Here is a 22,881-nt window from a genome sequence, read left to right as displayed (position 1 = left end):
AGTCACTTCATGTTCAGCCGCTTTTATTCTTTTCTCTATTATTAATATCCAATCAATTTACCTCGCTAAACATAATATATAGAAAAACAAGAAAGAGGTGTAAATTGATTTGGCTAATCTGGGAGATCTTAGTGACGTAGATTTAACAAGCAAGATGCCTTCGAATAATGATATTTTGACTTATGATAGTACAAAATCAAAATGGGTTCCAAAATCCCCAGAAGATACATTTAATTCAAACACATATGTGCTTGAATTAAATAGATGGAATGCTAAAAATGATGGAACTGATGCCGTTAACACTTCTCAAGGTATTAATAATGCTTTAAAGTGGGCATCTCAACAAGGATATACAGAAGTTGTATTACCAAAAGGAACGTACTTGATTGATAAAAATAAACCAATTGAACCACAAAGTTACCTAACACTAAATTTGAATGGTGCAACTTTAAAAATGGAAACAAATAACTTGACGGGATATGCGATTGTGAGTTTCTGTAAAAATCAAGTCTACTCTAGGGTTACAAATGGTATTATCCAGGGAGATAAAGATACGCATGATTACTCTAGCGGAGGAACACATGAGGGAGGATACGGAGTTGCAGTGGGGAGTTTTACTCCGGCTGCCGATGGAGGGAATAATACAAGATTTGTATCCTTAGATAATCTAGATATTTTGAATTGTACAGGAGATGCCATTACACTTAACAGTACTTTTGGTCAGATTTCGCCTTTTCCAACATCATTAGCTAGTTCATTTGAACAAGGCTCAATCAGTACAACAGATGGTTCGTTAGTAAGTAGTACGACAAAGATACGCTCCAAATTACAAATTGATATGAAGCAAGCTGCAATTGTAAAGTATGGTTATTTCGGTCTTTATGGGAATGGATTTGGCGGGTTGGGTACCGATATAACATGCGATTATTATGATGTTATTTTTTATAATTTAAGTAACGCATTTATATCCGCTAAAATTAATGTGCAATTTTTTGATGAAGTGGAAGTTCCTAATGGAGCAAGTTATGCTAAAATCGTTCTTCATCAAAGTACTGTTCCTGCTCCCACAAATTGTTTAATAAATGTTCGGGTCCCTTCTTTTTCTCGATATACTTATATTGAGAAATGCAACTTACATCATTGTCGTAGACAAGGGATTACTGTAGGTGGTGCAAAGAATGTGTATATTCGTGATAATGACATTCATCATATCGCAGGTACTGATCCACAAAGTGGAATTGATATTGAAGATGGATATGATTTGAACCAATATATCTATATTGAAAGAAATAATTTTCATGACAATCAAAAATATAACATTATTGTTGTAAATGGGAAATTTATTTATATAGTAAACAATTCTATCATGAATACCATTTCAAATGCTTATGTTGGGGTATCAATTAATGGTGGCGCAGATAGAGTAATTGTAACAGGGAATAATATCCGACTAGCAAAGGTCTTTTTAGCAGGAGATGTTATTTTCTCTAATAATTATGTGTATGGAGCACAAATAAATGCTCAAGGTGTATATGCAAACAGATCTATTAATATATTTGATAATGTTTTTTGTAACAGTAAAATGATTATTGATACACCATTCCCATATGTAGTTAGGGTTGATTCTTGTCGTTTTTTTAATGACGTGGATAAACTTAACTCTTTGTCATCGTTGTATCAGTGGACTCTAGAAGTGAAGAATGAACCGCAAACGATATCGAATTGCGTATTTGAAGGACAAGATGTATTATATTTAAATTATTCAACAGCAGGAACATTTAAACCAGGCTGGATTTTTGAAAATACAATATTTAAAAATGTGAAAAATCCAACTTTATTTGCGGGAACGTATACAAATTGTTTCTTTAAAGACATTGTGTTTTTAGGCACACAATCAAGTACAGCAAATTCGTTAGAATTAAGAGATTGTAAGATCATTAGTACGGATATAAATAATACGTTACTTACAGTAAATAATTTCAAATCATTCAAAATAATTAATTGTTACATTGAAAAAACAAATGGAACAGTCTTAAATATTCAAAATGTGTCTGATGATATCATGTTAAGTGGGAATGTTATAAAAATTACAAATGATACTCTTCCAAGAGCTATTATTATTTTAGATGTAGCTTTGGCAGGGAAACAAGCAGTAATTCAAAATAATAATGTAACTGCTACGAACTTAGCACAAGTAGGAATTGATAATAGAACAGCAAGTAATACTCTTCAACTTGTAATGAAAAACAATGTGTTAAATAATGCAACAATGATGATTACAGGGAAAGAATTTCTGCAAGGAAATATTATTTACGGTGTGATTGATCCATACTACCGAATGTCAAGTATCCCAACATCAGGTTATTATGGATTAGGACAAGAAGTAAAAAATTCAAACCCGACTGCCGCGGGATATGTTGGATGGATTTGTACTACAGGCGGATATGCAAATAATCAAACATGGGTAGCATCTAAATATTATTCGAAAGGTAGTAGAATTAATTTGGGTAATCATGTATATGAAGCATTAAATGATGGTACGTCATATACAACTATGCCTACCTTTTCATCAGTTTCCGGTAGTGCAGTTACTGATAATAATATTATATGGAAGGAAATTGGGTCATTAGCAGTATTCAAAACATTCGGATTTATAAACGCATAATGTGTTTATTCACTTTTAGTTATTAATATAGAAAAAAGAAAAGCTACTATGTTCCTTTAATAAGCATAGTAGCTTTTCTTTTTTTGCTTAGAATTTTAGGAACAATTATTAGTAGTAATGACTAAAATGAATTATATCTGGCTTATGTAAAACTAATCGAGTTAAGTTTCTTTTCAATTTTTTGTCCTATAATCCTAATTGTATTTGTTAGTACGGATTTTTTATATTATTGTCTATGAGTCTAATAAAAAATGATTTGTTTTTAATAGACTCAAGAGTGAAAGGAAGGGAATCAGTAGCCCTTCTTTCTTTTTATTTGTTTAGGAAGACGCTCTAAAAAATTTGAGTGAGGAGTATAATTATATATGAAGAGACTTTTTGATTTGTTAGTTTCTTTTTCATTGTTATTAATTCTCTCATTGCCTATTCTTATAGTAGCTATTTTAGTTAGAGTTAAGCTAGGCTCTCCAATCATATTTAAGCAGCAACGTCCAGGGTTATATGAAAAAACATTCCACCTTTACAAATTTCGTACAATGACCGATGCAAGGGATAATAATGGTGAGCTCTTACCTGATCAAATTAGGTTAACCTCATTTGGGAAAATTCTTAGAAAATATAGTTTAGATGAATTGCCGCAGCTTATAAATGTTGTAAAAGGTAATATAAGTTTAGTAGGACCGCGGCCATTATTAATGGGATACTTGCCTTTATATTCTAATGAACAAGCTAAAAGACATCATGTAAAACCTGGAATCACTGGCTGGGCACAAGTAAATGGGAGAAATAGTATTTCATGGGATGAAAAATTTAAACTAGATGTATGGTATGTTGAGAATCAAAGTTTTCTTTTAGACTTGAAAATTTTATATCTAACTTTTAGTAAGGTTTTAAAGTCTGAAGGGATAACAAATGATAAGCATGTGACTATGCCAGTTTTTAAGGGGGGAATCGAGCGTGGAGGGGAATAAAATGAATATTTTGTTTACTAGCTCAGGTAGGAGAGTCGCTTTAATTAAAAAATTTAAGGAAGCACTTAAACAAGAAGGAATCAAAGGCAAAATCTTTACTGCGGATTTAAAAGAAACTGCTCCTACCATTCACTTTAGCGATAAGCATTTTGTTGTTCCACGTGTAAATGAAGAAGGGTATATAGATGAATTATTAAAGATATGCAGATCTGAAGAGATAAATCTAATAATTCCGTTAATTGATACGGAATTGATTCTTTTGGCCAATAATGCGAAGATTTTTGAAAGTGTCGGTGTAAAAGTATTAGTTTCTAGTATGGAGTTAAATAAAATAGCTAATAACAAAAAACAAACGTATAACTTTTTTATTTCTAATAATATACCAACGCCCAGAGTATATAGTGATGAAGAAATTGAAAGAAAAGAATATCAATTTCCATTATTGATTAAGCCTTATGATGGAAGTTCTAGTAAAGGTGTAACAAAAATTATGAATGAAAAGGAATTGGAATTCTTTAAGGCGTATATACCTAACGCTATGATACAAGAGTACGTGTCAGGAGAAGAATATACTATAGATATAATGGTAGATTTCTATGGAAATATAAAAACGATTGTTCCTAGGTTGCGCATAGAAACACGAGCAGGTGAGGTAAGTAAAGGTATGACCAAGAAGGATAGTGAAATCATCAAAGCTGCAGAAAATGTAATTAAAACTCTCCCTAATTCTGTTGGATGTATTACTTTACAATGTTTTAAAAAGGAAGATGGGCAAATTACGTTTATTGAAATAAATCCTCGTTTTGGTGGAGGGATTCCGTTATCGATCGAAGCGGGAGCAAATTTTCCACTATGGACAATTGAAATGTGTCAAGGGGAAATATTTACGGAGCAAGATTTCAGTTGGAGAGAAAACTTAACAATGCTTAGATATGATGAAGCGGTTTTTACGGAGAGTACTTAACATGGTGATTAAAGCAATTGTTTTTGATATGGATGATACTTTATATAAAGAAAAGGATTATGTCGTAAGTGGTTTTAAAGCAGTGGATGACTGGATTAAAGAGAACTATAAGAAAATTGGATTTTATAATATTGCAATTCAATTATTCGATTCGGGGGAAAGAAAGTTTGTGTTTAATAAAACGCTTGAAAAGTTAAACATTACTTACGATGAAAAATTGATTAGTAATTTGATAGAACAGTATAGGTTTCATAAACCAGATATTCAATTGTTGGAGGAAGCGGATTGGGTACTAAATAATTTAGTTAATACCGTTAAAATAGGACTTATTTCAGACGGATATTTAGTAGTCCAAGAAAGAAAAATTAATGCATTAAAGTTAAAAGAGAGATTTCATTCGATAATTCTCACTGATAAGCTGGGAAAAGAATATTGGAAGCCGAGCCAAATTCCTTATGAAAAAATAAGTAAGGAACTACAGATTCCACATCAGCAGTGTGTTTATATAGGAGATAATTTAAGTAAGGATTTTATAACTGCGAAGAAACTAAATTGGATAACAATCCATATTAATAGAGAAGATGGGATTTACCGTAATCTTATAGTTGAGCAAGCTTATAAAGCACATTATACAATTGATAATTTAAGAAGACTTCCTGATATACCTGTATTAAAGCATATGTTTTTAGATACATAATATTTTAAATATGTATAGAGGATGTGTTTACATGCAAACAGTTCAGAATAAAAAACGAATCTATCTCTCTTCACCACACATGAGTGGAAATGAGCAAAAATATATTCAAAAAGCATTTGATACAAACTGGATTGCCCCTCTTGGCCCAAATGTAGATGGATTTGAAAGAGAACTTGCATCTTTTGTAGGAGTTAAAGATGGTGCTGCGGTTAGTTCAGGTACTGCTGCCATTCATTTAGCTTTACGATTATTAGACGTTCAAAAAGGGGATAAAGTGTTTTGTTCAAGTTTCACTTTTGTAGCGAGTGCAAATCCAATTGTTTACTTGGGAGCTGAACCGGTATTTATTGACTCAGAACTGGAAACATGGAATATGTCACCGCAAGCGCTAGCGATTGCGTTACATAATGCGGATAAAGAGGGGAAACTGCCAAAAGCCGTTATTGTTGTTCATTTATATGGGCAGAGTGCTAAAATCGATGAAATCCTTTCAATTTGTAATCAGTATGATGTTCCTATAATCGAGGATGCAGCAGAGTCTTTAGGATCTACATTTAAAGGAAAGGCAAGTGGTACGTTTGGAAAGTTCGGGGTATATTCATTTAATGGAAATAAAATTATTACTACTTCAGGTGGAGGAATGCTAGTTTCTGATGATGTGGAAGCGTTAGAAAAAGCGAGGTTTTTAGCGACTCAAGCAAGAGATCCAGCACCTCATTACCAGCATAGTCAAATAGGTTACAATTATAGAATGAGTAATATATTAGCTGGCGTTGGGAGAGGACAATTAGAAGTGTTAGAAGATAGAGTAAGGGCTAGAAGGCGTATATTTAATCGGTATTATGAAGAGTTGTCTCGCATACCGGGATTTTGTTTTATGCCGGAATTAGAAAATACTCGCTCGAATCGTTGGCTTACAACGATGATGATTGATGAAAAGGCATCTGGTATCTCTATTGAAAAATTATTGACAACCTTAGCTGAAGAGAATATTGAAGCACGTCCTACATGGAAGCCACTGCATATGCAGCCGCTTTTTAAAGGAATTAAGTTTTATTCTCATCAGAAAGATAACGATGTAGCTAAAAGATTATTTGAAAAGGGGATTTGCCTTCCTTCGGGATCCAACATGATGGATGAGGATCAGTGGAGAGTTATTCAGGCTATTATAAATATTATATAACATGGAATAATTTGAAGAGAAATAAGTAGGATGAAAATAGTTTTTTAGTTTAGATAGTTTTTGCCAACCAGAAATCGAGGATAAAGAAATATAGGAATTATATATTTGTTGTATTAAAGTTCATTATAATGAACTTTAATGCCGTTCTATTTGGTTTATATTACCATTAATCTATTGACATAGAGGAGATACAATGATAACTTTAATATATCTATACCTCGATTCATAAATGAATTAGAGTGTGTAATTGATTAGGTATTGAAATGAGCACCTCTGTTCTTTAAAAAGAACTAAGTCGAGAAGGAAAAGTTGCATGAAATAAATAAAAAAGAGCATTTGCAGTAACTTGTTGTATAAGGGGAGGGGAAAATGAGCGCTATAACTGGTATTGTTCACTTTAATAATGAGCCTGTATCAATTGAACACGGAAGAGAAGTAATGAGTCGTTTATATAAGTACCCTGCTGATGATATTCAAATATGGCACAAAGAAAATGCTTTCCTGGGATGTCACGCACAATGGATTACACCAGAGTCAGTTGGTGAACAATTACCCTTCTATAATTATGAAAGGCAATTGGCAATTACAGCAGATGCTATTATTGATAATCGTAATGAGTTATTTGAAAAATTACAAGTGGATTATGCGGATAGAAAAAACATGGCGGATAGTGAGTTGATTTTACTCTCTTATCAGAAATGGGGGGAAGCGGCTCCAAAATATTTGGTAGGCGATTTTGCCTTTATGATTTGGGATGAGAAAAAACAAATTCTTTTTGGGGCCAGAGATTTTTCGGGAAGCCGGACACTTTATTTTTATCGTGGTGAGGAAAAGTTTGCTTTTTGCACTATTATAAATCCGTTATTTACTCTACCATATGTTGAGAAAAAATTGAATGAGCAGTGGCTTGCTGAATTTTTAGCTATACCTGTAAATTTCGAATCAGTAGATCCACAGTTAACAGTCTATAAATATATAGAACAGGTGCCTCCATCACACACTATTTTGGTAAAGGAAGGAAAAGTGAAGTTTTCGCGATACTATACACCAACTGCTGGGAAAATGCTTAATTTAAAATCAAATGAAGAGTATGAAGAGGCGTTTCGAGAGGTGTATCAAAGTGCAGTGAAGGCACGTTTAAGAACACATCACCAAGTAGGAGCTCATTTGAGCGGAGGGCTAGACTCAGGTTCTGTCGTTAGCTTTGCTGCTAAGGATTTACGTGCTGAAAATAAAAAATTACATACGTTTAGTTATGTCCCAGTAGAAGGGTTTGTAGATTGGACACACAAAGGTAGGATAGCTGACGAAAGACCATTTATTCAATCAACTGTAGAGCATGTAGGGAATATACAGGATTATTATTTAGAATTGCCAGAGAGAAGCCCACTATCGGAAATTGATGATTGGTTGGAAACAATGGAGATGCCATATAAATTTTTTGAGAATACTTTTTGGTTGAGTGGAGTTTATGAAAGAGCATCTCAGCATGGAATAGGAGTACTTCTTAGTGGCCAAAGAGGTAATTGGACAGTATCATGGGGGCCTATTTTTGATTACCAGGCAATGTTGTTGAAAAAGCTACATTGGATTCGTTTTTATCGTGAACTATATTTATATAGTAGAAATATTGGAGTGAAAAAATCACGTGTTTTTGAAGTGGTAAGAAGAAAGGCATTTCCATTTTTGTATCAGTTACTTTCTTCAGAGGAACAAGATGTTTTTCCCACAATAATCAATCCGGAATTTGCTAAAAAAATGAATGTTTTTGATAGACTCAAAGAAAAGGACGTTGATATAACGGGTACCTCTATCTCAAATGCATATGACATGAAAAGAGAACAGTTTGAAAAACCCTATTATTGGAGCATAAATGGAACGTATGAAACGAAATTGTCGTTACGCTATGCTTTATGGGATCGTGATCCTACAAATGACTTACGGATTATTCAATTTTGTTCGTCAGTCCCGGAAGAACAGTATGTTCAAAATGGTTTAGATCGATCTCTTATCCGAAGAGCGACAAAAAATTTCCTTCCTGATAAAGTACGATTAAATCAACGCGTTCGAGGTGTTCAAGGTGCAGATGGTGTTTACCGTATGGCTCCTCTTTGGAATGAATTCATTGAGGAAGTTGAAGAACTTAGTATAGATCCAATAATCTCTGAATTTCTAAATGTAGATGTAATTAAGAAAGCTATCTCAAAAATTTGTAAAGAACCTCGACCAGAGTATGCATTTGATTTAGATTTTAGAGTTTTAATGCGTAGCTTAATCTTCTATCGATTTATAAAAAAATCAATATGAAAGGAGGTGATACGTATGAAAAAGGAATGGAAACAACCTGTATTGGAAGTACTTAATATTAATATGACTATGGCGGGGCCTGGACATAAACTTCCTGATGCTGTTCAACCTGATCCAGATGATGCGGTGAAGTATAGTTAAATCATTGGAAAAATAAAGCTCTTATATAGTTTATATTATATATAAGAGCTTTCAAAAAAATTGACAATGTGGGGTGAATAGGATGATCGATTCGATGGAAAATACGTTATACAAGGCCTTTGGGTTAAAAATAGTAAGTGAAATTCCATTACCCGAATTGTCTCAGTTGAATGAAAAAAAAGAGATGGCAGATATTCAAATTGAAATAACTGATTTATCTGAACGATGGAGTAAATATAACGAAGAACAGCAAAAAACAATTGTAGTGGAAGATGATGTAGTCATGTTTCATGTTCCTCAAACTGCAATATTTTCTGTCCAAGCGGGCGAGAAAATCACTTTTTCACCTATGCCAGAGGCGGAAGAAAATAAAATACGACTGTATATTCTTGGAACTTGCATGGGGGCACTTTTAATGCAACGCAAAGTACTTCCATTGCATGGAAGTGTGATTGCCATAGATGGGAAAGCATATGCTTTAATTGGTGATTCAGGAGCCGGAAAATCAACTTTATCCTCGGCTTTTTTGAGTAAAGGATATCAGCTTTTAAGTGATGATATAGTCGCCGTGTCTCTTTTATGTAAGAATACCCCAATGGTTCATCCGTCTTACCCACAACAAAAATTATGGCAAGAAAGTTTAGATGAGTTTGGAATGGAAATAACGCAATATAGCCCTTTGTTTGAAAGGGAAACGAAGTATGCTGTTCCTGTGAATTCTCAATTTTTTCCTGATCCTTTACCTCTTGCTGGTGTTATTGAATTAGTAAAAGCGCAGGGAGAAGATATAGAGATGACCCGGATAGAAGGGCTTACACGTCTGTATAAATTATACCACCATACCTTTAGGAGTTCTTTAATTTCTAAATTAGGATTGATGGAATGGCATTTTGAAACGTCATCTGATATTGCAAGCGGAATGGAAATGTTTCAATTAAGACGACCGGACTCGAGATTTACAGCTCATGAGCTTGTGCAAGTTATTTTAAATACTATACAGAAAGGGAGTATGGTTGATGGTTGTACATTCGAGAAAAATATCATTAGAACATAACGTTGTCCAAAGTAAAGGTAATATAGTAAGCGATATGGATGGAGAAAAAGTTATGTTAAATGTCCAAAAAGGAAATTACTATAACTTAGGTGAAATAGGCGGAGAAATATGGGAGCTTATTGAAAAGCCAATAATAATTAATCAGCTTGTTACCATGTTAGTATCTAACTATGATATTGAACGAAAAGATTGTGAAGAGCAAGTTCTTTCCTTTTTAGAGTGTTTGTATCAAGAAGGTTTAATTCAAATAAAAGATCACCCTAATAGATAGATTCATAATTTCAAGAGAACTGTTAGGAAGGGATTAATGAATATTGTGAAAAGGTTAAGGATATTTTTATCACTGAACATGAAAACAAAGTTTTTACTTTTAGAGGCTTTTATTTTTTTAGGATGGGCACGTGTACTAAAAAGTATTACATTTTCCAAAGTTGCACCTTCTTTAGGAGATTACATGAGTGAAACATCAAGTACTCATATTCAGCCGCACGGGGAGACGCTAAAGAAGGTGTCCGAAGCTATTTCTATTATGAGTCGTTATACTTTTTGGGAAAGTCAGTGCCTTGTTAAAGCTATAGCTGGGATGAAAATGCTCGAAAAACGTCATATTGAGAGTACTCTTTATTTAGGAACTGCTAAGGATAATAGTGGGGAACTAATTGCACATGCATGGTTACGTAGCGGTTCTTTTTATATTACTGGATCGGAAGGAATGGAGAAATTTACTGTCATTGGAACATTTGCAAAGAGGCTAAGTGAGGACACTTTTAAAGGAGAGTACAATGAGGAATGATTTAGGTCTTGATGTAGAGTTCATGTCTAAGGAATTGAAGTTTCTTTGTGCAATTTTGAAGTTACAAGATGACGAAACAATGCAAACGTATAGTAATGAATGGTTTTCGGATATTGATTGGGAGGTTTTTCTGGAGCAAGCCGTGCATCATCGTGTTTATCCGGTGATTTATCAAAAACTTAAACAGGTAGATGAGGAACTGATTCCTTCGCATGTTGTACAAACCTTAAATAGAAAATATAAAAAAAATACATTTCAAATGCTCTATTTAAGTGCTGAAATGGAACGAATAAATAAAATATGTAATGAAAATGAGATTCGTATGATTTTTCTAAAAGGGCCAGTATTATCTCAGGATTTATATGGAGATATTTCTTTGCGAACATCTTGTGATTTGGACGTTCTCATTCCTATTCAAAATTTAGAAAAAGTAGAAAAACTGCTTTTAGAGCAAGGATATGTGAAAGATGATTATATTCAAACGATATTAAGTGATTGGAAGTGGAGGCATCACCATATAACATTTTTTCATCCAACAAGGCGGATCAAACTTGAAATTCATTGGAGGTTAAACCCCGGGCCTAGTAAGGAACCTGGCTTTGAAGAACTTTGGAAGCGAAAGAGAAAAAGTACACTTACGAGTAATTCGGTATATATGTTAGGAAAGGAAGACTTATTTTTATTTCTTGTATCTCATGGTGCTAGACATGGCTGGTCCAGATTGCGTTGGTTAGTAGATATAAAAAAAATTGTTGATCAAGATCTTAATTGGAACGAGATGCATAAATTAATGAGAAAATATCAAATACTTCATTTAGGAGGACAAGCATTAATTTTGGCATCACAATTGCTAGGTGCACGACTAAATGAAAGAATGACGGAATTAGTAGCTAAAAAACATTCGAAGCAGTTAGCACAAGAAGCACTGTTTTATTTCAAGAAAATGATAAACTTGCATTCTGAACCTGTTCCTGAAGAAGTACTGGCTTATCATAGTAGGCATTTATTTTCACTGATGTCTAATCAACAAAAAATTTTATTTATTTTGAGCCAACTTTATCCTTATCCAATTGATGCAAAAACATTACCGTTACCTAAATTTCTTCATTTTTTATATTTTCCTTTACGTCCGTTTTTATGTCTTTGGAGGAAAACAAAGAAGCTTGCTTTGTTATAGGGGGAACATCGATGAATCATATTATATATTTTATGAAGAAATTATACTCTTCTGCAGGGAAAATTCTGTATGTGAATTTGTTTGGTATGGTTTTAATAAGTTTACTTGAAGGGATAGGTATTATTTTATTAATTCCTATGATAAGTATGACTGGAATAATCAATATGGGTGAGGAGACTCCTTTTATTGCACCTGTCTATAAAATTTTGCAGGATTTTCCTAAAATAACAAGTCTAACTTCTATTTTATGTATATATATATTATTAGTGTTATGTCAAAATTTGTTACAAAGAAATATTACGCTACGGGATGCAAAAACTCAACAAGCTTATATACGGAAATTAAGAATAGAAACATATAGTTTGATTCTAAAAGCAAAGTGGAGTTTTTTTTTAGAGAAAAGGAAAACAAATCTAGTAAATATATTAACGACAGAATTAGCTCGTGTTAGTTATGGTGTTAATTTAATTTTACAATTGTTAGCTGCTGTTCTTTTTACATTCATACAGGTGGGGATTGCGTTTTTATTATCTCCTCAAATAACTATATTTGTTTTGGGATTTGGATTATTGTTCTTGGTAGCTTCTCGTATTTTTATAAAAAAAGCACGAATACTAGGCGGTAAGACCTCGAAATTGGCACAAAGCTATCTTTCTGGTATAACAGATCATTTCAATGGAATTAAAGATATAAAGAGTAATACTTTGGAGGCATCACGTTTGGATTGGTTCCAATCTATAACAGAAAAGATGAGTAACGAACAAATGGAGTATATGAGAATAAGGTCGAATTCTCAATTGTTTTATAAAGTTTCAATGGCTATTTTAATTGCATTTTTTATATTTTTATCAGTAAGTATGTTTCAAGCTCAACCTGCCCAATTACTATTAATCATACTAATCTTTTCTAGACTATGGCCACGATTCATGACAATTCAGTCTAATTTAGAACAGCTGGCTGCAAGCATTCCTGCTTTTAAATCTTTATGGGAATTACAAGAGGAATGTAATGAAGCGATTGAAATGCAGGATATACATCAGCAAAAACATATAAAGCCGATTTGTATAGAACAAGGTATCGAATGTAAGGATGTTTACTTTCGTTATAATAAGCAAGAATCTATATATGCACTTCAAAATATTAATGTACAAATACCGATCAATAGTATGACGGCTATTGTGGGACATTCGGGAGCTGGGAAGAGTACATTAATTGATGTTTTAATGGGATTGATCCAATCAGAGAAAGGTCAAATATTAATAGATGGAATTCCTCTTACAAGTAATAATTTATTGTCATTAAGACGGGCTATTAGCTATGTTCCACAAGATCCTTTCCTATTTAATGCGAGTATAAGAGAAAATTTATTGATGATTGATCCGAATGCAAGTGAAGAACAAATTTGGGCTGCATTAGATTTTGCGGCGGCAGCTGAATTTGTGCGAATGCTTCCAAATGGGCTTGATACTCTTATTGGAGATCGTGGGGTGAGGCTTTCAGGTGGTGAACGACAGCGACTTGTACTAGCTCGAGCTATTTTAAGACAGCCGTCCATTTTAGTATTAGATGAAGCTACGAGTGCGTTAGATACTGAAAATGAAGTGAAAATCCAATCAGCAATAGACAGATTAAAAGGAACGATGACTATTGTAGTTATTGCGCATCGTTTATCTACTATACGCAACGCAGATCAAGTTATTGTCTTAGGGAAAGGTGAAATTGTTCAAAAAGGTGAATTTAATCAATTGGCTAAAGAGAGAAAGGGTGTATTTCGAAATTTATTAGGGTCACAAATGGAAGTGGGTTCATAGAGGAGAAAGATTGAATGAAATCTTGTATTATTGTAATTCGAGTTGAATGATAGCCCGGATAATGGTCAGTTACAAAAGATCTTATTTGGGCTTTTATATTTGTATTTAGTAAATTCTAGAAAAAATATAATTCAGTACCTTGCAATAGACAGTACTTGATGGTATATTATGGATATGTCGAGTACCGTGTATTAAACAGTACTAAAATAAGAAAGGGGGATTGTCTTTGAACGTTCAGTTTAAAAAAGGTGTGCTTGAACTTTGCGTACTGGCACTTGTAAAACGTAAGGATTGTTATGGTTATGAACTTGTTCAGCAAATCTCTAATAAATTTTTAATATCGGAAGGTTCTGTATATCCGTTATTACGTCGTTTAACGAAAGAGGGATATTTTCAAACATATTTAAAAGAGTCGACGGAAGGACCGCCCCGTAAATATTATCAACTAACAGAGCAAGGAGAGATGCAACTTACGTTATTAGTAACAGAGTGGCGCGATTTTGCTAAAGGTGTTCAAGAAATTATTGAAGGGGTGGAATGGGATGAGTAAAGAGCAGTTTCTTAAAGAATTATCAAGTCATCTTAGAAAGTTACCAGAAGAAGAGCGACAAGATATTTTATTTGATTATGAAGAGCACTTTCAGTTTGGGATAGAAGAGGGGAAAACTGAATCAGAAATAATAAAGGGACTTGGCTCTCCGAAGGTAATTGCGAAAGATTTGCTTGCTTTGTATCGCTTTGATGAGATGAAAAAGGATCCATCGACTTCAAATATAACAAGAGCTGTCATGGCAGCGGTTGGACTTAGTTTGTTTAATTTTATTATTGTGTTAGGCCCATTAATTGCAATTATAGCTTTTATATTTTCCTTTTGGGTCGGTGGCATTGCTAGTGTAGTGACACCATTTTTCGTTATTGTAAAAGTATTTATGGGTACTTTTATATGGTTGGATCTTTTCGTTAGTATAACGTTTGTCGGAGTAGGTTTGTTGTTATGTATTGTAGCTTATTATAGTACGAAGTGGTTTAAAAGATTATGTGTACGCTATGTAATATGGAACTTCAAAATGATAAAAGGGGAGTAGATGATGAAAAAAATATTGTTAGTAGCTATCGCTTGTATCATTATTGGAGTAATAGGGATCTCACAAACATATAAAAAAGCAGTACAAACTGCAGAAAAAGGAGATAAAGAAGACGTAATTAAAAACGAAACGCTAAAAAATATAGAAGTTAAGTTAGATGCAGGAGATATTGTTGTCCAAAAATCTCCTGATTCCTCTTTTTATGTAAAGCAAACAGGAGACGTAAGTAAACAGGAGATTCGTATTGCTGAAGATGGTGATACATTAAAAGTCATAGGAGAAATAGAAAAAGGTGTTTCATTTGATTTTTCATTTTACAATTTCGGATTTCAAACGCCTACATTGACTATTTTTGTACCTGAACGTTCTTATCAAGAGATAAAAGTAAATTCATCCGCTGGACAAATAGAAATAAGTAATGTGAAAAGTGATCGCGTAAGTGTTGAAACACTCGCCGGAGAAGTGGACTTGAAACATGTAACAGCAAAGAGTGTGGAGGGTTCTACAAAAGCTGGTGAGGTGAATTTTAAAAAAGTAATAGGGAAAGTAACAGCAAAAACGGCTAGTGGGGGTATAGATATTATTGATCATGATTCTAAATATGATTTAGAGGCAAGTTCAACTGCTGGAGATGTAGATATTACTTTATTGGAAAAACCACAAGATGCAGTTATAACTGGGCAAACCGCTGCTGGAGACGTGACAATTTTTAATGAAGAAAATAAAAATATAACGATTGGTAATGGTAGTAAAAAGATTAGCGGTAAAACTGCTGCTGGAGATGTTACTATTGTAACGCGTTAATAATTAATGAAATGAATTCTTTTAAATGAACGGAAATCTATCAAAATATAAAAAGAAGATAATGCCCTATATAAATAAGGGAATTATCTTCTTTTTATTATTTTTAATGTAAATCACGATATACGCCAATTACTTTTCCAATAACTGACACTTGTTTTAAAATAATAGGTTCTAGTGAAGAGTTTTCCGGTTGTAGACGGAAATGATCTTTTTCTTTATAGAAACGTTTAACAGTTGCTTCGTTATCTTCTGTTAAAGCAACTACAATTTCACCGTTGTATGCAGACTGTTGTTGGCGAACAACAACTAAATCACCATCAAAGATACCAGCTTCAATCATGCTATCTCCAGAAATACGTAACATAAACACTTGATCTGCTCCAGCAACGATACTAGCTGGAAGTGGGAAGTGATCTTCTACACTTTCGACTGCTGTAATCGGTAAACCGGCAGTAACTTTTCCGACGATTGGAACTTGAATAACAGATTGTGTTTCCATTCGGTTTTCACCTAAAATTTCAATTGCGCGTGGTTTTGTTGGATCGCGTCGAATATATCCTTTTTCTTCTAGTCGTGATAAATGTCCGTGCACTGTAGAACTAGAAGCGAGGCCGACTGCTTGACCGATTTCACGTACGGAAGGTGGATATCCTTTTTCTTGTACTTTTAGCTTAATAAAGTCGAGAATGTCTTGCTGGCGTTTCGTTAACTTTTCCATGTTTTCTAACACCTCGTTTTCTTTCATTTTTCTTATTATTAAGTATAACATGCGAAAAAACATTCTACAAACATAAGTTCGAACGAAAGGCGAATTTATGATACACTATAAGGAAAATATAGTGAGAAAGAAGGGTTCAAAATGAATGCAATTATTTATGCACGTGTGAGCACAACGAAAGAAGCGCAGGAAACATCATTATTGCGTCAAAAAGATGAATTATTGCATTTAGCTGAGCGCTATCAAATGGATGTTACAAAGGTAATTGAAGAGCAGGCTAGCGGTTATACAATTGAACGTGATGGCATATTAGAAGTGCTAGATACAATTCGAGATGAACAAGTTGATGTACTACTTATACAAGATGAAACGCGTCTTGGTAGAGGAAATGCAAAGATTGCGTTAATGCATTGTTTACATAAAGAGGGAATAAAAGTTTATACGCACACGCATAGTGGTGAATTACAGCTTTCAGATGCTGATTCGATGGTGCTAGATATAATTGGGATTGTTGAAGAGTATCAAAGAAAGATCCACAATTTAAAAATTAAACGTGGCATGCAAAGGGCGGTAGAGAAAGGATTTCGTCCGGAGAATAATTTGAAAAATCGTCATTTAAGTATAGGACGTGAGAAAAAAGAAGTGCCAATTGAGGAAATTGTACGTTTGCGCCGGAATGAATTAACTTTTGAAGAAATTGCAGCAACACTTCGTGGTTTTGGCCATGATGTTTCAAAAGCAACTGTGCATCGAAGATATGTAGAATATACAAAGCAATTGCTTGATAAAGAGAACTAACTATTGTATGATAATAATCAGTTTTGAGTAGAAGGGGGATTCGAGATGCCAAGTCACGAACTCATTGAACGCATTAACTTCTTAGCGAAAAAAGCAAAAGCTGAAGGCTTAACTGAAGAAGAACAACGTGAGCGCCAATCGCTACGTGAACAATATTTAAAAGGATTTCGTCAAAATATGTTAAACGAATTAAAAGGAATTAAAGTCGTTAACGAAGAAGGCACGGATGTTACACCGGCGAAATTAAAAGCTTTAAAAAAGCAGGATAATGCAAAATTAAATTAAAAGATGGGCGTAGCCCATCTTTTTTATTTGTTAAAATCGTTATTTAATAACTTTCCAGTTGCTATTTACTGTTGCTTTTATCGTTTTATGTTCCAATATATAATTAGCGATAAGTTCGGACATATCTGTTGGTATGTCTTTTATTACTGGTTTATTTTGAAACATAAAGAAGTTCCCTCCGCCGCTTGCGCGATAATTATTCATAACAACGTCATATTCTTCATTTATATCAAGAGGAGCGCCTTTATACTGTAAAGACTCTACTCTCTCACCAATTGGTTTTGAAATGTTTAATACATACGAAATCCCTTCCCACATATCGTAATTATAGTGCGCAGGTTTTGGTTCTATGAATGCAGGATTAACAATTATATCTCCATCTTCATTTAATGTGAAATAAGTAGCAGAGAGTTCGAGAGCATCTTTTATATCTGCTCCATTCACTCGAATAACCTGCAATGTGTTTGGGTAAATATAATTGGAAACGATATCCCGCATTGTGATATGTTGCGGGAAACCTGGAGATGTATTATGGAACAAACTTGTACAAGAAATAGAGACATTAGCTATCTCCATCTGTATTTTATTTATGAATTCAATAAAAGGATGGTCTTGCAAACGAGTTTGCATAGCATCTGAAATTCGCATGTCCCCATGAATGATTCCAATAGGTTGATCAAGCCATTTTTGTGTTTTCTCTTCATAATCGGCTACCAAGGAAAGAACATCTTTGTCTGCCTCAATTCCTTGCACAGGCAATAATTGTGAATAACTCTCTTTCTTCACCCATTTTTGTTCCGTGTTTTCAAATGTTACTGTTACTTTTCCAACTGAATGTCCATTGCATCCGGTCTGTAAAATTGTTACACCATTAATCACTGTATGAGCAATTTCTCGGTGTTGGTGGCCTGTGAGTAAAATATCTATGCCTTCAATTTCATGGCATATTGCATATCCTTGGTTTTCACCTGTTAAAACTTCAGTCGGTTCTCCAGTTTGTAAATCACGTTCAAATCCTCCGTGATAGGCGACGACTAGTAAGTCTGGTTTCTCATGTTCGCGGATGTAAGAAACCCATTTTCTTGTAGTTTCTAATGCGTCTTCAAATAGTAAATTTTTAATGTGATGGGCTTGTTCCCAATTTGGGATGTAATGCGTTGTTACCCCTAAAATAGCAATTTTCATATTTGATTCGATATGTTTTATTATATATGGTTTCCCGAAATAAGGTTCTTTTATGTTTTTATCTAAAATGTTTGCTGCTAGGTACGGGAAGTTTGCAGTATCTACAGCGTGATTTAATAGATCCATTCCATAATTAAATTCATGATTGCCGATAATTGCAGTGTCATATTCTAAGTAGTTTGCTAATAAGGACATTGGATTTTTCTTATCTTTTTCGTATGTAGCGTAATGATAAGTAAAGGGTGTTCCTTGTATAAAGTCACCGTTATCAATCAAAAGAACGTTTGCATTTTGGGAACGTTCTTTTTTTATAAGAGTAGAAATTTTAGCTAAACCAATTTCCGCTTTGGAGTTATCTTGGTAGTGAATTGGATACACAGTACCATGTACATCGCTTGTTAATAAAATATTTAAAGTTACAATTTGATTTTGATTCAACACCATTCACCTTTTCTATTGTTATCTTTCAATTAATCATATCAAATATATGAAAAGAATTTTAATGTGAATGTATAGAATACGTAAAGATTCTGTAAATAAGCAATTATTTGTAAAAATGTGTGATATATTTCTTCATGTTTACGGAAGGTTATTTTATAACAACGAAAAATGGAGGCATTAACATGTTGAAAAAAGTTTTTGCAATGAGCACAACAGTTTTACTAGCAGCGGGATTATTAAGTGGCTGTGGAACGAAGGAATCAAGTGCAAGTAAAAATGAAGATACGAAAAAAGGTTATGTACCGAAGACGCTAAATGTTCAATTTGTTCCTTCTCAAAATGCAGATACGTTAGAGGCGAAGGCGAAACCATTGGAAAAGCTATTAAGTGATAAATTAAACATTCCGGTAAAAGTTAGTATTTCAACGAATTACAATACAATTGTAGAAGCGATGGCATCTAAGCAAGTAGATGTAGGCTTTTTACCTCCAACAGCGTATGTGTTAGCGCATGAGAAAAAGGCTGCAAACGTAATTTTACAGGCGCAACGTTTTGGGGTAGATGATGAAACCGGAGCTCCCACAAAGGATTTAGTAGATTTTTATAAATCAGAGTTTGTTGTTAAGAAGGATTCTAATATTAATAGTGTAAAAGATTTAAAAGGTAAAAAAATTGGCTATCAAGATGTAACATCATCAGCGGGTTATGTATGGCCTGCGGCTGTATTGTTAAAAGAGGGAATCGATCCGTTGAAAGATGTGAAACCTGTTACATTAAAAGGTCATGATCAGTCAATTATTGCTCTTTTAAATGGTGATGTAGATGCAGCTGTTGTATTCCAAGATGCTCGTAATATTGTAAAAAAAGATTATCCGAATATATTCGATCAAACGAAAATAGTAAAATTTACGGAGAAAATTCCAAACGATACGATTTCTGTACGCTCTGATTTAGATGCAGAGTGGAGCAAGAAATTACAAGATGCTTTCATTGAAATAGGAAAGAATGAGGAAGGGCACAAAATCATTAAAGAAGTATACTCACATGAAGGATATGTTAAATCTGATGATAGTAAATTTGATATCGTTCGTGAATATGGAAAGAAAGTGAAAACGCAATAATACATATGGAAATGGCGACTAACTGGAAAGTGTGTGATTTCAGTTAGTTTGCCGTTTTTCGGTTATTAAGAATACATAGAAGGTAGGTAATAGGTGTGATAGAGTTTCGAAATGTCTCCAAAGTGTATCCGAATGGTACAAAAGGATTGAATAATATAAACTTGAAAATTCAAAAAGGTGAGTTTGTTGTAATGGTCGGGTTATCCGGAGCTGGAAAATCTACACTTCTCAGATCGGTAAATCGCCTTCATGAAATTACAGAAGGAGAAATCATTATTGAAGGTGAGTCTATTACTGCTGCAAAAGGAAAAGGATTACGACGCATGCGCCGAGATATTGGTATGATTTTTCAAAGCTTTAACCTTGTGAAGCGATCAACGGTACTGAAGAATGTATTAGCTGGGCGTGTTGGATATCATTCGACATTGCGTACAACGTTAGGTCTGTTTCCGAAAGAGGATTTGGAGCTTGCATTTCAAGCATTAAAAAGAGTGAATATTTCAGAAAAAGCATATGCGCGGGCTGATGAATTATCAGGAGGACAACAGCAACGTGTATCGATAGCGAGAGCATTGGCGCAAGAAGCAAAAATAATATTGGCAGATGAGCCTGTTGCATCGCTAGATCCACTCACAACAAAGCAAGTAATGGATGATTTGAAGAAAATTAATGAAGATTTTGGAATTACGACAATTGTAAACTTACATTCTATTGATTTAGCGAGGCAATATGCTACTCGTATTATTGGATTACATGCTGGTGAAATTGTTTTTGATGGATTAGTAGAAGAGGCAACGGATGAAAAATTCGCTGAAATTTATGGGGACGTAGCTCAGAAAAGTGCATTATTAGAGGTGGCAGCTAAATGAATGAAGTGACGATATATTCGAAATCGATACCGAAGCCGCCGAGTAAATTGAAACATATGTTAACCGTTATTCTAGTTATTTTACTGTTGTGGGGTAGTAGTGTACAGGTCGATGCATCATTTTCAAAACTAGTAGTTGGTTTTCCAAATATGATGGATTTATTGAAAGAAATGGTGCCGCCAGATTGGAGTTATTTTCAAGTTATTACAACAGCAATGTTAGATACAATACGTATGGCGATTATTGGGACGACTTTAGGGGCGATTTTAGCCATTCCACTTGCACTATTTGCGGCAAGTAATGTATTTACTAGTGTATTTTTGTACAGTCCAGCTCGATTGATTTTAAATTTTATACGAACGATACCAGATTTATTATTAGCGGCTATTTTTGTAGCGATTTTTGGAATAGGACCACTTCCAGGTATCTTGGCTCTTACTTGTTTCTCGGTTGGACTCGTAGCAAAATTATTGTATGAGTCAATTGAATCAATTGATCCAGGTCCATTAGAAGCGATGACAGCTGTAGGAGCGAATAAGGTGCAATGGATTGTTTATGGGGTCATTCCGCAAGTGAAAGCGCACTTTGTCTCCTATGTACTTTATACATTTGAGGTGAATGTACGTGCAGCAGCTGTTCTAGGTTTAGTAGGAGCAGGTGGCATTGGATTATATTATGATCGTACACTTGGATTTTTACAATATCAACAAACTGCTTCTATTATTATTTATACCCTTGTTGTTGTATTGCTAATTGATTATATAAGTACATTGTTACGGGAGAAATTATAATGAGTAAAACGACGATAATCGTACCAAAACCGAAGAAACCGAGTGTATATCGCTGGATTATTTTTATAGCACTTACAGTTATATATGTATGGGCCTTTTCAGGAGTCCCGCTCGAGGGAATAAAGAATACAGCGGGAGAAATTACAAAAGCAATTATGACAGGCGTATTGAACCCAGATTGGTCGTATGTATCTTTGCCAGATGGTGAAGATTTATTACATGGTTTAATTGATACGTTGGCAATTGCGATATTAGGTACATTTATTTCTGCTTTTTTATCTGTTCCATTTGCTTTTTGGGCGGCAACGAATATGAGTAGTGGAAAATTAACTTCAGGAACTGGAAAATTTGTACTTAGTTTTGTTCGTACATTTCCTGAATTAGTTATGGCTCTTTTATTTATAAAAGCTGTTGGTCCAGGCTCTTTTGCTGGAGTTCTAGCTTTAGGGTTACACTCTATCGGAATGTTAGGAAAACTATATTCGGAAGGAATTGAAAATATAGATAAGGGACCGACGGAAGCGTTAATAGCAACAGGTGCAAATCGGTTTCAAATACTTTGGTATGCAGTATTACCACAAGTGTTACCGGATTTTCTATCGTATACGTTATACAGGTTCGAAATTAATGTACGATCCGCTGCGATTTTAGGTGTTATTGGAGCAGGTGGTATTGGTACACCATTAATTTTTGCACTGAGTTCACGTAATTGGTCTCGTGTGGGAATTATTTTATTGGGCATCATTCTAATGGTAATTATAATCGATTTTATTTCAAGTTCGATTCGAAAACGGATTGTTTAACGAATTTTAAAAGCATCGAAGTCAGATGCTTTTTTGTATTTTTAAGTGTTTATCAAAAAAAGTCGGTATAGAAGAAGTTAGTATACTTGCATAAATATACAGATAATTCCCTTTCTTTTTAAAATAAAAACAATAAAAAAAGTATGTCATATTGAATACCCATACATTCCCGGAATCACTATTTTTTTATGAAAAATCAAAAAAACATCAACATATTT

23 protein-coding genes are annotated in these 22,881 nt (G+C 34.0%); 21 read left to right on the top strand and 2 right to left on the bottom strand.

What is annotated here, in order from left to right:
• Nucleotides 1–154 precede the first annotated feature (154 nt).
• From FT637_RS00600 to FT637_RS00530, 15 genes are all read left to right on the top strand, one after another.
• Entirely contained in the window at nt 155–2,665 is a 2,511-nt protein-coding gene (locus tag FT637_RS00600) for a right-handed parallel beta-helix repeat-containing protein (protein WP_193645501.1), read from the top strand.
• A 365-nt stretch (nt 2,666–3,030) separates the two neighbouring features.
• A complete protein-coding gene (locus tag FT637_RS00595; RefSeq protein WP_193644756.1) occupies nt 3,031–3,636 on the top strand; it encodes a sugar transferase in 606 nt (201 codons plus the stop codon).
• The gene (locus tag FT637_RS00590; protein WP_193644755.1) at nt 3,623–4,600 is read left to right on the top strand and encodes an ATP-grasp domain-containing protein; all 978 of its coding nucleotides are present in this window, start codon (nt 3,623–3,625) and stop codon (nt 4,598–4,600) included. The genes FT637_RS00595 and FT637_RS00590 overlap by 14 nt, the downstream gene beginning before the upstream one ends.
• A 1-nt stretch (nt 4,601) precedes the next feature.
• A complete protein-coding gene (locus FT637_RS00585) occupies nt 4,602–5,297 on the top strand; it encodes an HAD family hydrolase (protein ID WP_193644754.1) in 696 nt (231 codons plus the stop codon).
• Nucleotides 5,298–5,328: 31 nt separating this feature from the next.
• Nucleotides 5,329–6,480 (top strand): aminotransferase class I/II-fold pyridoxal phosphate-dependent enzyme, encoded by a 1,152-nt coding sequence (locus FT637_RS00580; protein WP_193644753.1) that lies wholly within the window; start codon nt 5,329–5,331, stop codon nt 6,478–6,480.
• Nucleotides 6,481–6,849: 369 nt separating this feature from the next.
• Entirely contained in the window at nt 6,850–8,787 is a 1,938-nt protein-coding gene (locus FT637_RS00575) for a lasso peptide isopeptide bond-forming cyclase (protein WP_193644752.1), read from the top strand.
• 15 nt (nt 8,788–8,802) lie between these two features.
• The gene (locus tag FT637_RS00570) at nt 8,803–8,928 is read left to right on the top strand and encodes a paeninodin family lasso peptide (RefSeq protein ID WP_000712620.1); all 126 of its coding nucleotides are present in this window, start codon (nt 8,803–8,805) and stop codon (nt 8,926–8,928) included.
• An 82-nt stretch (nt 8,929–9,010) separates the two neighbouring features.
• Complete coding sequence (locus FT637_RS00565) at nt 9,011–9,982, top strand: aldolase (protein ID WP_193644751.1); 972 nt, start codon at nt 9,011–9,013, stop codon at nt 9,980–9,982.
• Nucleotides 9,945–10,253, top strand: a complete 309-nt coding sequence (locus tag FT637_RS00560; RefSeq protein ID WP_193644750.1) for a lasso peptide biosynthesis PqqD family chaperone — start codon at nt 9,945–9,947, stop codon at nt 10,251–10,253. Before FT637_RS00565 ends, FT637_RS00560 begins: the two co-directional genes overlap by 38 nt.
• A 36-nt stretch (nt 10,254–10,289) precedes the next feature.
• Nucleotides 10,290–10,775, top strand: coding sequence for a lasso peptide biosynthesis B2 protein (locus FT637_RS00555; protein ID WP_193644749.1), 486 nt, complete (start codon nt 10,290–10,292; stop codon nt 10,773–10,775).
• The gene (locus FT637_RS00550) at nt 10,765–11,952 is read left to right on the top strand and encodes a nucleotidyltransferase family protein (protein ID WP_193644748.1); all 1,188 of its coding nucleotides are present in this window, start codon (nt 10,765–10,767) and stop codon (nt 11,950–11,952) included. Before FT637_RS00555 ends, FT637_RS00550 begins: the two co-directional genes overlap by 11 nt.
• Before the next feature lie 11 nt (nt 11,953–11,963).
• Nucleotides 11,964–13,763, top strand: a complete 1,800-nt coding sequence (locus FT637_RS00545; protein WP_193644747.1) for an ABC transporter ATP-binding protein — start codon at nt 11,964–11,966, stop codon at nt 13,761–13,763.
• Between the two features lie 226 nt (nt 13,764–13,989).
• Nucleotides 13,990–14,313 (top strand): PadR family transcriptional regulator, encoded by a 324-nt coding sequence (locus FT637_RS00540; RefSeq protein ID WP_002066545.1) that lies wholly within the window; start codon nt 13,990–13,992, stop codon nt 14,311–14,313.
• Nucleotides 14,306–14,848 carry a DUF1700 domain-containing protein gene (locus FT637_RS00535; RefSeq protein WP_193644746.1) on the top strand — a complete coding sequence of 181 codons (543 nt, stop codon included), beginning with the start codon at nt 14,306–14,308 and terminating at the stop codon, nt 14,846–14,848. The genes FT637_RS00540 and FT637_RS00535 overlap by 8 nt, the downstream gene beginning before the upstream one ends.
• A 3-nt stretch (nt 14,849–14,851) precedes the next feature.
• Nucleotides 14,852–15,652: a DUF4097 family beta strand repeat-containing protein gene (locus FT637_RS00530; RefSeq protein ID WP_193644745.1), complete on the top strand. Its 801-nt coding sequence runs from the start codon at nt 14,852–14,854 to the stop codon at nt 15,650–15,652.
• Nucleotides 15,653–15,755: 103 nt separating this feature from the next.
• Here the strand turns inward: FT637_RS00530 and lexA are convergent, their stop codons facing one another.
• Complete coding sequence (gene lexA, locus FT637_RS00525) at nt 15,756–16,370, bottom strand: transcriptional repressor LexA (RefSeq protein ID WP_193644744.1); 615 nt, start codon at nt 16,368–16,370, stop codon at nt 15,756–15,758.
• Nucleotides 16,371–16,511: 141 nt separating this feature from the next.
• On the opposite strand from lexA, the gene FT637_RS00520 reads away from it, so the two are divergent.
• Together FT637_RS00520 and FT637_RS00515 are read left to right on the top strand one after the other, a co-directional pair.
• The gene (locus tag FT637_RS00520; RefSeq protein WP_193644743.1) at nt 16,512–17,168 is read left to right on the top strand and encodes a recombinase family protein; all 657 of its coding nucleotides are present in this window, start codon (nt 16,512–16,514) and stop codon (nt 17,166–17,168) included.
• A gap of 45 nt (nt 17,169–17,213) precedes the next feature.
• The gene (locus tag FT637_RS00515) at nt 17,214–17,453 is read left to right on the top strand and encodes a DUF896 domain-containing protein (RefSeq protein WP_002121521.1); all 240 of its coding nucleotides are present in this window, start codon (nt 17,214–17,216) and stop codon (nt 17,451–17,453) included.
• Between the two features lie 39 nt (nt 17,454–17,492).
• Here FT637_RS00515 and FT637_RS00510 read toward each other — a convergent pair whose 3' ends face one another.
• Nucleotides 17,493–19,076 carry a bifunctional metallophosphatase/5'-nucleotidase gene (locus FT637_RS00510; protein ID WP_193644742.1) on the bottom strand — a complete coding sequence of 528 codons (1,584 nt, stop codon included), beginning with the start codon at nt 19,074–19,076 and terminating at the stop codon, nt 17,493–17,495.
• A 185-nt stretch (nt 19,077–19,261) separates the two neighbouring features.
• Between FT637_RS00510 and FT637_RS00505 the strand changes: the two genes are divergently transcribed.
• The 4 genes from FT637_RS00505 to phnE (FT637_RS00490) all read left to right on the top strand — a co-directional run bounded on the left by FT637_RS00505 (nt 19,262) and on the right by phnE (FT637_RS00490) (nt 22,663).
• Nucleotides 19,262–20,200, top strand: a complete 939-nt coding sequence (locus FT637_RS00505; protein WP_193644741.1) for a phosphate/phosphite/phosphonate ABC transporter substrate-binding protein — start codon at nt 19,262–19,264, stop codon at nt 20,198–20,200.
• Between the two features lie 95 nt (nt 20,201–20,295).
• Nucleotides 20,296–21,069 (top strand): phosphonate ABC transporter ATP-binding protein, encoded by a 774-nt coding sequence (phnC, locus tag FT637_RS00500; RefSeq protein ID WP_193644740.1) that lies wholly within the window; start codon nt 20,296–20,298, stop codon nt 21,067–21,069.
• Nucleotides 21,066–21,860: a phosphonate ABC transporter, permease protein PhnE gene (phnE, locus tag FT637_RS00495; protein ID WP_001006810.1), complete on the top strand. Its 795-nt coding sequence runs from the start codon at nt 21,066–21,068 to the stop codon at nt 21,858–21,860. The genes phnC and phnE (FT637_RS00495) overlap by 4 nt, the downstream gene beginning before the upstream one ends.
• On the top strand, nt 21,860–22,663 hold the full coding sequence (gene phnE / locus FT637_RS00490; protein WP_193644739.1) for a phosphonate ABC transporter, permease protein PhnE: 804 nt from the start codon (nt 21,860–21,862) through the stop codon (nt 22,661–22,663). The genes phnE (FT637_RS00495) and phnE (FT637_RS00490) overlap by 1 nt, the downstream gene beginning before the upstream one ends.
• Nucleotides 22,664–22,881: the final 218 nt, after the last annotated feature.

The organism is Bacillus cereus, assembly GCF_015071065.1.
GTDB classification, from domain to species: domain Bacteria; phylum Bacillota; class Bacilli; order Bacillales; family Bacillaceae_G; genus Bacillus_A; species Bacillus_A cereus_BA.
The sequence above is the reverse complement of the archived record's forward strand: the minus strand, read 5'-3'. Positions and strand labels throughout refer to the sequence as shown.